At 71.4% G+C, this 10918-nt stretch carries 13 protein-coding genes and 2 tRNA genes; 11 read left to right on the plus strand and 4 right to left on the minus strand.

Going from position 1 to position 10918, the window contains the following annotated elements; translation table 11 throughout:
* The first annotated feature begins 3 nt into the window (after positions 1-3).
* From DY245_RS07000 to DY245_RS07040, 9 genes are all read left to right on the plus strand, one after another.
* A complete protein-coding gene (locus DY245_RS07000; RefSeq protein WP_128504618.1) occupies positions 4-186 on the plus strand; it encodes a hypothetical protein in 183 nt (60 codons plus the stop codon).
* Positions 187-258: 72 nt separating this feature from the next.
* A complete protein-coding gene (locus DY245_RS07005; RefSeq protein ID WP_128504620.1) occupies positions 259-978 on the plus strand; it encodes a DUF2637 domain-containing protein in 720 nt (239 codons plus the stop codon).
* A gap of 14 nt (positions 979-992) precedes the next feature.
* Complete coding sequence (locus DY245_RS07010) at positions 993-1172, plus strand: hypothetical protein (RefSeq protein ID WP_128504622.1); 180 nt, start codon at positions 993-995, stop codon at positions 1170-1172.
* 5 nt (positions 1173-1177) lie between these two features.
* On the plus strand, positions 1178-1366 hold the full coding sequence (locus DY245_RS07015) for a mobile element transfer protein (protein WP_128504624.1): 189 nt from the start codon (positions 1178-1180) through the stop codon (positions 1364-1366).
* A 16-nt stretch (positions 1367-1382) separates the two neighbouring features.
* Complete coding sequence (locus tag DY245_RS07020; RefSeq protein ID WP_128504626.1) at positions 1383-1685, plus strand: SpdD protein; 303 nt, start codon at positions 1383-1385, stop codon at positions 1683-1685.
* 92 nt (positions 1686-1777) lie between these two features.
* A complete protein-coding gene (locus DY245_RS07025) occupies positions 1778-1969 on the plus strand; it encodes a hypothetical protein (protein WP_128504628.1) in 192 nt (63 codons plus the stop codon).
* A complete protein-coding gene (repSA, locus tag DY245_RS07030) occupies positions 1966-3372 on the plus strand; it encodes a replication initiator protein RepSA (RefSeq protein ID WP_128504630.1) in 1407 nt (468 codons plus the stop codon). Before DY245_RS07025 ends, repSA begins: the two co-directional genes overlap by 4 nt.
* Positions 3369-3575, plus strand: coding sequence for an excisionase family DNA-binding protein (locus tag DY245_RS07035; protein ID WP_128504632.1), 207 nt, complete (start codon positions 3369-3371; stop codon positions 3573-3575). The genes repSA and DY245_RS07035 overlap by 4 nt, the downstream gene beginning before the upstream one ends.
* On the plus strand, positions 3563-4798 hold the full coding sequence (locus DY245_RS07040; protein WP_181923557.1) for a site-specific integrase: 1236 nt from the start codon (positions 3563-3565) through the stop codon (positions 4796-4798). Before DY245_RS07035 ends, DY245_RS07040 begins: the two co-directional genes overlap by 13 nt.
* A gap of 78 nt (positions 4799-4876) precedes the next feature.
* Here the strand turns inward: DY245_RS07040 and DY245_RS07045 are convergent.
* From DY245_RS07045 to DY245_RS07060, 4 genes are all read right to left on the minus strand, one after another.
* Positions 4877-4949: transfer RNA gene (locus DY245_RS07045), tRNA-Arg, on the minus strand.
* 133 nt (positions 4950-5082) lie between these two features.
* On the minus strand, positions 5083-5733 hold the full coding sequence (locus DY245_RS07050) for an HD domain-containing protein (RefSeq protein ID WP_128504637.1): 651 nt from the start codon (positions 5731-5733) through the stop codon (positions 5083-5085).
* Positions 5734-5824: 91 nt separating this feature from the next.
* A complete protein-coding gene (locus DY245_RS07055) occupies positions 5825-6913 on the minus strand; it encodes a GlxA family transcriptional regulator (protein WP_128504639.1) in 1089 nt (362 codons plus the stop codon).
* A 562-nt stretch (positions 6914-7475) separates the two neighbouring features.
* Positions 7476-7566: transfer RNA gene (locus DY245_RS07060), tRNA-Ser, on the minus strand.
* 242 nt (positions 7567-7808) lie between these two features.
* Here DY245_RS07060 and DY245_RS07065 point away from each other — a divergent pair.
* The gene (locus DY245_RS07065) at positions 7809-8495 is read left to right on the plus strand and encodes an SSI family serine proteinase inhibitor (protein WP_128504641.1); all 687 of its coding nucleotides are present in this window, start codon (positions 7809-7811) and stop codon (positions 8493-8495) included.
* 193 nt (positions 8496-8688) lie between these two features.
* A partial coding sequence (locus DY245_RS07070; RefSeq protein WP_147318331.1) for a PAS domain-containing protein occupies positions 8689-10644 on the plus strand: 1956 nt, incomplete at its 3' end.
* Positions 10645-10918 lie beyond the last annotated feature (274 nt).

A 10918-nucleotide genomic window follows, 5' to 3' on the forward strand; every position in this document is an offset into this window, starting at 1 on the left:
GCCATGGCCACCAAGAAGCCCGCCGCCCGCAAGACGGCCACGAACAAGCGGTGCCCGGATTGCACGGACGCCGGACAGACCTCCGAAACCTTCCAGGTCGGCGCACGCAAGAAGCACGACAGCCCGCACAAGCAGGAGGCGCTGTGCCTGACCTGCTGGGGAAGCGGCGAAGCCCCCACCGCCTGAACCGCCGAGTGCCGGGCGGAGGACGTACGAGCCCCGCCCGGCCCCGGCCCAAATCTGGAAGGAGGAACCGCGATGCGTTCCAAGCTCCGCCTCGACGCCGTGCTTGTTCAGGCCGTGATCGCCGGTGCCCTGTCCTTCGCCCACCTCCACGACATCGCCGAAGCCGCCGGCCAACACGGCTGGAAGGCCTGGGCCTACCCCGTCAGCGTCGACCTGCTCTTCGTCGCCGCCTGGCGCCGACTGCGGACCCTCCGCGCTGACCACCGCGCCGCCCGCGCCGCCTGGACATGGTTCGTCATCGCCTTGGCAGCATCCCTCGGCGCGAACATCGCCACCGCCGGACTCCTCGACCTGGGCGCCGTACCGGCCTGGCTGCGCATCCTCGTCGCAGGCTGGCCCGCCCTGGCCTTCCTCGGCGGCACCCTCCTCGCCCACACCCCCACGGCCCCGACTGCGGAGACCCACAGGGAAGCCAAGTCCGTCCACGCCGACCCGATCACGGTGGACCGCGCCGCAGAGGCACCTTCGATCGAGCTGGAGCCTGCGCCCGCAACAGAGCCTGCTGCTGCCGACGAACCCAACGAGCTGCCTGCCGCTCCCGTACCGGACCCGGACCCGGAGCCTGCCGCCGTGCCGCTGCCGAACGTTCCGCCGGCGCTGCTCGATCACGCCCGCAAGGTCGCCGACACCCATCGTGCCGCCACCGGATCGCCGATCGACTGCGAAACCCTGCGCGCCCGCCTCGGCGTTCCCGCGCACCTCGCTACTGCCATCACTGCCCAACTCGCCTGATCAGGAGACACGCCATGCGTCCGTCCATCCGCGCAGCCCTTGAGCGCTCCGCCGAACTCACCCGCGAAAACCGACTCGTCGAAGGGCTGGAAATGGGCGAGTCCGCCATTCACGCCGCCACCGACGACGAGCACCCCGAGATCCAGCAGTGGCTCACCGACCACGCTGACGACTTCACCGACGAGAAGGGCTGACCGGCATGGCCCGCCCGAACCGCTTCTACGACGTGATCCGCATCGGCCCCGTCCAGGTCGGCAGCCACTACGACGGACGCGGACGCACCAAGCACACCGCCGCCTGTACCGCCCCCGGCTGCGGCTTCTCCGCCGACTACCGCGACCGCTCCGCCGCCGAACTCGCCGCCCGCACCCACCGCTGCAGCCCCTGACCAGAAGGGACCCACGATGCTCACCCCGAAATACCCCACCCCGGACACCGCCCTGCCCGCACCTGCGCCGGCCACCGAGACCACCAGCGCCATTGCACCTGTGGCCCCACAGAACCCGGTCCCCACCCAGGCCCGGCGCGCGGTGCAGCTCACCCCCGGTGGAGTGGTCGCCGTCGCGGCCGGTGGCACGGCCCTCGTCCTGGTCGTCGGCTCGGTCCTGGTCTCGATGCTCCTCGCGGTCGCCATCACCGGCGTCTCCGTCGCCGTCTGCGCCGTCGTCCTGCGCCTGCTGCTCAAGGACTTCAACACCCACCGCTGAACGGCCCCCGGGGCGGCCTCGGTCGCCAAACTTCCGCCGCCCCGGGCGCCTGCACCCCTTCCAGACCAACGACCCGAAAGGGACTGCTCATCATGCCCGAGAACACCACCCGCACGCGTCGCTGCCCCGACTGCGACGGCTTCCCCACCGTCGCCATCACCACCGGCCACACGACCGGCAACGGCACCCGGCACACCATCACCGCCATCTGCCGCGCCTGCCACGGCACCGGCACCGTGCCGCTTCGCACCCGCACCGCGGCTGGTGTGGAGGTGGCCGCGTGACCGATACCGCCACCTTGGCGGGCCTGGACCCGACCACCCTGGGCGACCTGCTCCGGGTGGCCGGGGACCCCGGCTTCGACCGCTGGCAAGACCAGATCCGCCGCACCGGCGGCTGCTCCGACCCCATCCACCTCACCGGCTCCACGAGAACCCTCGACCCGGCCACGAAAACCGTCCTGCACAGCTACACCACCGACAACGAGCCCGGCGGACACCTCCGCGTCGCCTGCGGCAACCGCCGCGCCTCCCGCTGCCCCTCCTGCGCCTGGACCTACGCCGGCGACACCTACCACCTCATCCGCGCCGGCCTCACCGGTGACCCGAACAAGGGCACGCCCGAGACTGTCCGCGACCACCCGCGTGTCTTTGCCACCCTCACCGCCCCGAGCTTCGGCCCCGTCCACAACCACCCCGGCAACCGACCCTGCCGCTGCGGCACCCACCACCCCGACAACGCACCCGAGTTGGGCACGGCCCTCGACCCCACCACCTACGACTACGCAGGCGCGGTCCTGTGGAACAACCACGCCTCCGACCTATGGCGCTACTTCACGATCTACCTGCGCCGCGAGATCGCCGCCCGCGCCGGCCTCACCCAAAAAGCCGCCCGCCAGCAGTCCCGGCTGTCCTTCGGCAAAGTCGCCGAATACCAAAAGCGCGGCGCGGTCCACTTCCACGCCGTCATCCGCTTCGACGGACCCGACGGCCCCAACACCCCACCCCCGCGCTGGGCCACCGTCGGCCTCCTCACCGACGCCATCCAGGCCGCCGCCGCCCGCGTCAAAGTCGTCGTCCCCGCCAACGCAGAACACGGCTACCTCGACGACTGGGTGCTGCGCTGGGGCGATCAACTCGACATCCAGCCCATCGGCGCCTTCGGCAACGGCGAAGACCTCACCGAACAGGCCGTTGCCTCCTACGTCGCCAAGTACGCCACCAAAGCCGCCGAAACCACCGGCACCGTCGATCACCGCGTCGGCAGCCCGGACGCCCTGCTCCTCCTCGGCATCCCCGACCACCCTCGCCGCCTCATGCAGGCCTGCTTCGACCTCAACCGCGCCTACCCGGATCGCAAGCTCACCGCCTGGGCACACATGCTCGGCTTCCGCGGCCACTTCTCCACCAAATCCCGCCGCTACTCCACCACCCTCGGTGCCCTCCGCCAGGTCCGCGCCGACTACCGCGCCGCCCAACAACGCGCCGCCCTCGGCCTGCCCGACCCCGACGACACTCCCGAAGCCACGATGCTCGTCGTCGCCCACTGGGCCTACGCCGGCCACGGCCACACCCCCGGCGAATCCTGGCTCGCCGCCAACATCGCCCGCGACCTCCAAGCCAACCGCGACACCGCACGCCAAGCACGCGCCGAACTCGAAGCCGAAGAAGGAGACAACTGGACATGACCACTGCCGTCGAAAGGAAGTGGCACACCACCGCCGAAGTTGCGCAGATGCTCGGCTATGGCCTGTCCAAGACCAAGATGCTCGTGCTCACCGGCGAGATCCGCTCGATCAAGGACGGCCGCAACCGCCGCATCCTGCCCCGCTGGGTGGATGAGTACGTCGAACGCCGGGCCCGTGAAGCCGAGATGGAGTGGTCGGCATGAGTGGCAAGCGCGGCAACGGCGAAGGCTCCATCTACCCCTACAAGAACGGCTTCGCCGCCTACGCCTGGGTCACCACCCCCGACGGCAAGAAGAAGCGCAAGTACGTCTACGGCAAGACCCGCGAAGACGTCCACGACAAGTGGATCAAGCTGCATGCGGAAGCGAAAAAGGGACCGGTCGCTACTCGACACCGCACGGTCTCCGCCTTCCTGGCGTACTGGCTTGAGTCCATCGTGAAGCCCAACCTCGCGCCCCTGTCGTACGTCTCGTACGAGGGCTGCGTACGGCTCTACATCGCACCGCATCTCGGTACGAAGCGCCTGGACAAGCTCACCGTGCGGGACGTGCGCGAGTGGCTGACCAAGCTGGCGACCACCTGTCAGTGCTGCGCTCAGGGGAAGGACGCCAAGAGGGCTCCCAGCCGCCGGCGCTGCTGTGCGGCCGGAGAGTGCTGTGAGGCGTACGCATCCCGCCGAGTGGTCCAAGCCGCTCGCGATGCGCTGCGGGCCGCCCTGACGCATGCGGTCACCGAAGAGGAGATCGGCAAGAACGTCGCCGCCCTGGTGAAGGTGCCCAAGCCTCGACGCCGCCGTATCAAGCCGTGGTCCGCCGTTGAGGCCGGCCAGTTCCTCGCGGACGGCGTGGCCCGTGAAGACCCCCTGCTGGCGGCCTGGGTGCTCGTGCTGTGCCTCGGGCTTCGCCGCGGTGAGGTGCTGGGCCTGACGTGGAAGTCCGTCGACTTCGAGGCAGGTGAGCTGTACGTGGATCACCAGATCCAGCGGGCGGGGCGTCAGATCCTTCACCGCGAGACCAAGACCGAGGAGTCGGACGACTTCCTGCCGCTGCCGGCGCTCTGCCTCAAGGCTCTCCGGATGCGACGCGCTCAGCAGTTCGGGGACCGCAAGGCGGCCGGTGATCTCTGGCAGGACAGTCACGGGCTGGTCTTCACGACGAAGTACGGCACGCCGATCGAGCCGGGGAACCTGACGCGGATGTTCGCGCTGCGTGCCCGTCGGGCCGGCCTTCGGGTCATCCCGCTGCGGAACACCCGGCACACCTGCAGCTCGCTACTGGTCGCCCTCGGTGTCCACCCCAAGGTGGCTCAGCGCATCCTGCGGCACTCGCAGATCGCGATGACGATGGAGGTCTACGCAGAGGCGAGTGAGGAAGAGGTGCGCTCGGCCCTGGGCAAACTCTCCGAAGCGATGGGTGGCACCGGCTGACCCGGTTGCTGTACTTCGCTGCTGTACGGCACGACAAAGCCCCCGTCCGGGTGACCCGGCGGGGGCTTTGACCTGCTGTGCGCTCGGCAGGATTCGAACCTGCAACCTTCTGATCCGTAGTCAGATGCTCTATCCGTTAAGCTACGAGCGCTTGGCTTTCCGGCGGTTTTTCTTGCCGGTCGGCGTTGCGGGAACAACATTACATGACCTGCGCCGTTAGGCGAAATCCATTGCCCGCACCCCTTCTGACCTGGGCAAATGTGTTCGCGGCCGGTTTTTGGGGGCTAGTCGGTCCAGGGGGAGTCCTCGATGATCTGGACGAAGTTCGGGCGGGTGTAGCCCTCTTCGAAGCGGGCGAGGACGTCGGCCTTCACATTGCCGAAAGTGGTCTGGGGGCGATGGGCCAGGCCGACGTGGAAGGCGTGCAGGATGCGGCGCTTGAAGTCGGGGCGGGGGTGGGCGGCGACGATGGCCTCGCGGGTCTCCGGGGGGAGCGTGTCGTAGCCGATGCCGAGGACGTCGAGTTCGACGCCGGCTGTGACGAGGGCCACTTCCGGAGCCATGTGGTGCGGGATCTCCGGGGTGGTGTGCAGGGCGATGCCCTCCCAGACAAGGCGGGCGCGGTCCTCGGGGATGCCTCGGGCGGTCAGGAAGGCGCGGGCCTCGTCGGCGCCGTCGAGCTCGAAGCGCTGCTGGGAGCTGCGGAACTTCTCGGTGAGGCCGAGGTCGTGGAAGAGAGCCCCTACGTAGAGCAGCTCGGGGTCGAAGTCCAGGCCGTGGTGGAGGCCGTGGCGGGCGCCGAAGAGGTAGACGCGGCGCGAGTGGTGGTAGATCAGGTCGTCGGTGATGTCGCGGATCAGTTCGGTGGCTTCCCCGGCCAGTTTGCTGTCGGGGATGGGGATGCCGCCGATGGTGGCGGCTGGGGTCGCTGTCATGGGTTCAGGGTTGCGCGGGTCGGTGGCCGGCGCCCGGTGTGCGCGGGACGGGTTGCCCACAGATGTGGACAGCGGGCGGTGCGCGCGGGGGTCAGCGGGTGGTGGTGCGGAAGCGGGCGCGGTAGGCGGACGGCGGGATGCCGAGGCGGCGCAGGAAGAGGCGGCGGAGGGATTCGTCGGAGCCGATGCCGGTGCGGCGGGCGGTGGCGGTGACCGTCTCGCCGTTCGCGAGGAAGGACTGGGCGGCTTCCAGGCGTACGGCCTCGACGTAGGCGGCGGGGGTGTCGCCGGTGTGCTCGCGGAAGAGGCGGGCCAGATGGCGGGGGCTGAGGCCGGCGCGGGCGGCCAGTGCGGTGCGGGAGTGGTCGGCGGCCGGGTCGGCGGCGATCTCGTCGAGGAGGGCGCGCAGCGCGTCGTGGCGGGGGCGCGGGGTGCGGGCGGGCACCGAGAACTGGGACTGGCCGCCCGGGCGCTGCATGAAGACGACCAGATCGCGGGCGACCTCGCGGGCCAGGTCCGGGCCCTCGTCCGCCTCGATCAGGGCGAGCGAGAGATCGATGCCGGCCGAGACGCCGGCGGAGGTGTAGAGGTTGCCGTCGCGGACGTAGATCGCGTCGGGGTCCACGGTGAGGGTGGGGTGGTGGGCCGCGAGGGTGGCGGTGTGGCGCCAGTGGGTGGTGGCGCGGCGGCCGTCCAGCAGGCCCGCGGCGGCCAGGGCGAACGCTCCGGCACAGATCGAGGCGATCCGGCGGGAGCGGGCGGCGAGGGTGCGTACGGAGTCCAGGAGGGCGGGTGAGAGGCCGGGTGGGAGGGCGCGCGGGAAGGCGGGGGCGCCCTGGGTGATGGGCGCTGCTCCTGGCACGAGGGACTCCGACCCTGGGACCAGGAGGGTGTCGAGGGGAGTGGGGGTGGGGGTGGGCGTGGGCGTGCGTGGCGTTGGCAGGCCTGGTGGCGCCGCGTCGATCGAGAGCCGGGTGCCGGATGCGGTGGTGATGTCGCGGCCGTCCGGCGAGCAGAGGTGGATCTCGTAGCGGCCGCCCAGGCGGGCGGCGGCGCTGAAGACCTCCAACGGGCCGGTCACATCCAGCAGTCGGGCGCCGTCGAAGGCCAGCATCACGATGTGGCGCGGGCCGGTGGGCGAGAGGGCGCCGGAGGGGGTTGGGGGCGGGGCGGCGGGCATGGGCGCAGCGTAGATCGCCACGTATTGGCGTACCCCGGTACCTCGATATCCAGTACTCGGCGCGGACCGATGTACCCCGGTACCTCGATATCCCGGTACTCGGCACGGACCGATGTACCCCGGTACCCCGATATCCCGGTACTCGGCACGGACCGATGTACCCCGGTACCCCGATATCCCGGTACTCGGCACGGACCGATGTACCCCGGTACCCCGATATCCCGGTACTCGGCACGGACCGATGTACGCCGGTAGCCCGCACGCAGCCGGCGTAGCCCGGCATTCGGCACGTACCGGCGCAGCCCGGTATTCGGCGCGGACCGGCGTACCCGGGTATTCGCCAAGTACCGACGTAGCCCGGTACGTGGCGCGTACCGACGTACCCAGGCGCTCGCCACGTACCCGGCACTCGCAGGTACAGCGGCACCCGGCACCCGGCGCCCCAACACGATCAGCCGCGACACCCGGCACAGGCGGCACCCGCCCCCACGCCCCGGCGCCCCCACGCCCCAAACGCATTCAGGCCCCGATCGAAAACGATCAGGGCCTGAATGAAGAAGAGCGGAGGCGGAGGGATTTGAACCCTCGATGGGGGGTAAGCCCCAAACCGCATTAGCAGTGCGGCGCCATAGACCGGACTAGGCGACGCCTCCACACACCCCACACGCGCGTACGCACGCTGTGGTGTGTCCAGATGATGGCACAACTCCAAGGGCTGTCACCAATCGCCCCCTACGGTACTAGGCGCGCGGGCCACCCGGCAAAGACGTTCCTGCGGCGCAACGTCGGGGCCGGAGGCGCGTTAGGAGTGTGGGGCCGTAGCGACACATGTGTTGTGCGCCCCCGGCGTGTACGTACCGCGTACCGCCCCGCACTCGCCTCTCTGGAGCCTGTGATGCCGCACCGCCGGACGTCATCCCTCTTCGCCGCGGCCGCCACCGCCGTCACCGCCGCCGTGTCCGTCGTCTCCGCCCCGACCGTCGCCGCCGTATCCGTCCCCGCCGTGCCCGTCGTCTCGGCCGCGTCCATCGTCTCCGCGGCCTCCGCGATGGCCCTGATGACGGCGCCGGACGCCTCGGCCGCCCCGATTCCGCTGCCGCACCACCTCTCCGCCGACGGCGGCATCACCGGCGCGGGCCACCACGCCCCCGCCGGCCACCGGGCGCCCACCGGCCCCGGCGCGCCCTCCGACCACCACGGTCCCGCCGACCACGGCGCGCCCGCCGACGACCCCGCCGGCCTCTACGCGCCCACCGACCACCTCACCGTCACCGTCCGCGACTCCGGTGCGGCGCACACCGACGGCACCTTCGAGCTCTACTGTCACCCCGACGGCGGCAACCACCGCGCGGCCAAGCGCGCCTGCGACAAGCTGGACGGGATGTCCAGGTGGGGCCAGGACCCGTTCGCTCCCGTACCGCAGGGCGCGAAGTGCACGATGATGTACGGCGGCCCGGCGACCGCGCATGTCACCGGAATCTGGGCCGGGCGGCCCGTCAACGCCGACTTCCGGCGCACCAATGGGTGTGAGATCAGCCGCTGGAGTCGCTTCGAACCTCTGCTCCCGTCGACCCGTTCATGACCCCTTTCGTGCCGTAGTAGCGCCCCAGGTCAGGACGAGGGGGCACATGTCGGGCGTGCGGTGAGTCGCACACTGCCGTGGCATTACCTCCTCGTCATCCGCCTCCGCGTCGCGGGCAAGTGCCCGTAGACTCCATCCCAGCGATCCGCCACGGTGGGTCGGCAAGGTGCGGTAACAGGGAGGAAGCGTCGTCGTGAGCAGCAGGCCATCCCGAGGCGCTGCTCGCCTCGCAGCCATACTCGACGCCCTCCCCGACGCGCTGTTGCTCGTCAACTGCAACGGCACCGTCGTCAACGCCAACACCATCGCGCTGGAGACCTTCGAGGCGCCGGGCACGGCCCTGGTGGGGCGCGGGCTGCTCGATCTGCTGCCGTCCTTCGACTCCAAGCGGATCCCGGGGTCCATGCGGCGCCGGGACGAAGACATCGCGGCCGACCGGACGAAGCCGACGCGGATGGTCGCGCGGCGCACGGACGGGACCGAGCTGCTGGTCGAGGTGACCAGCGCCAATCTTGAGGACGGCCGCACCCCGTACGAGTCCGCCTTCGAGGCCGCCTACGCCGATCACCGAAACGGCTATACGGGCGATGAGCTGCTGATGCTCGTCGTGCGCGATCTGACCGGGACGCTGGACACCGAGACCGAGCTGGCCCGCCAGCAGCGGCAGACCGAGATGATCCTGCGGGCCGCGGCCGAGGGTGTGGTCGGGGTCGACGCCGAGGGCCGGGTCGTGCTCGTCAACCCGTCCGCGGCGCAGATCCTGGGCTATCGGGCGAGCGAGCTGGGCGGCAAGGAGCTGCATCCGCTGATCCACCACTCGCGCGCCGACGGCTCGGCGCTGCCGTGGGAGGACACGCCGCTGGCCGACACGCTCAAGTCCGGGCGCAAGCACCGGGTGCGCAGCCAGGTGCTGTGGGCGAAGGACGGGCGTTCGGTGGCCGTCGATCTGACGACGGCGCCGGTGCGGGACGGCGATCAGCTGGTCGGCGCGGTGATGACGTTCACCGACCGGCGGGCCTTCGATGCGCTGGCGGCCCGGCAGGCCCAGCTTCTCGCCGTGCTGGAGCAGGCGCTGCGCGGGCCGCTGGAGGAGCTGAAGGGCGAGCTGGGCACGCTCGCCTCCGACCCGGCCGGCCAGCTGTGGCCCGAGGCGAACCAAATCCTGCACCACCTCGCGGCCGGCCATGCCCGGATGACGACGCTGGTCGACAACGTCCTGAGCTATCAGCGGCTGGACTCCGGCAAGGAGAAGCTCAACCGCGCGAAGGTGTCACTGGACGGCGTGGTCGCGGCGGGCGTGGAGGGTGCGATCGAGCTGATCGGGCCGGGCCGGGCGCAGTTCGCGGTACACGCCCCGCCGATAGAGGCGGTGGTGGACGCAGAGCGGATCGCGCAGGCGCTGTCGCATCTGATCGCGGATGTCGCGGGCGTGGACTCCACGGGCCGGATGCCGGTCGGTGAGGGTGCCATGGGCGCGGGCGGGCGTACGGGGCCGGTCCCCGGCGACTCGACGATCGTGGTGGCGGCGGCCAAGCGCGGTGATGTCGTACGGATCGAGGTGCGCGGGCCGTTCGGCGGCGGTGACCCGGTCCATGAGCCGCTCGTGCGCGGGATCGTGCGGCAGCACGGCGGCCTGATGCAGACGCATGAGGTGCCGGGCGGCGGGCCCGGTGCGGGCGGCAGCGCGTATGTGCTGGAGCTGCCGGTGGCGGCGGACGACGCGACGACGGCGGACGGCGCGGCGGCCGGCGCGGACCGGCTGGCCGAGGCCACCGGCAATGAGACAACGGTGATGCCGGTTCCGGCTGCTCATGCGCGCGGTACGCAGGGTGCCGCGGCGGGCAAGGGTGACCGGGGGACGGACGACGAAGGCGGCGAGGGCCGCTCGGGTGGTGACGGGGGCACCGGCGGGGCCGGTGAGTTCCTCGGTGCCGGCGGTGCGATGGTGCCGGCCCAGGCGGGCGGGGCGCAGCCGGCCGGCCGCCGGCGGGCCCGGCGCTCGGGCACGGAGCAGGGCGCGACCACGGGCGGACCGGTCACGGGAGCGGGCAATGGCCCCGAGGCCGGTGTTCCGCATGGTGCCGTGGGTGAGGGCGCGCAGGGTGAGGCACGCCCCGGGGCTGCCGACGGCGGCCCGGGCGCGCATCCGNGGCCCCGAGGCCGGTGTTCCGCATGGTGCCGTGGGTGAGGGCGCGCAGGGTGAGGCACGCCCCGGGGCTGCCGACGGCGGCCCGGGCGCGCATCCGCAGCACGGTGGCGCACCGGCGGGCGGTCCTGGCGCGGACGGTACGGGGCTGCCGCCGGGCATGGCGGGGGCCGAGGCCGTACCGCCGACCGGACGGCGCCGGGCGCGGCAGGGAACGTCCGAGGGCGGCGGGCTGCCGGCGCTCCCGTCCGGCACGAGCCAGGCGCCCGAGCAGCAG

Origin of the sequence: Streptomyces inhibens, assembly GCF_003389455.1 — a bacterium.
In the GTDB taxonomy this organism is placed as follows: domain Bacteria; phylum Actinomycetota; class Actinomycetes; order Streptomycetales; family Streptomycetaceae; genus Streptomyces; species Streptomyces inhibens.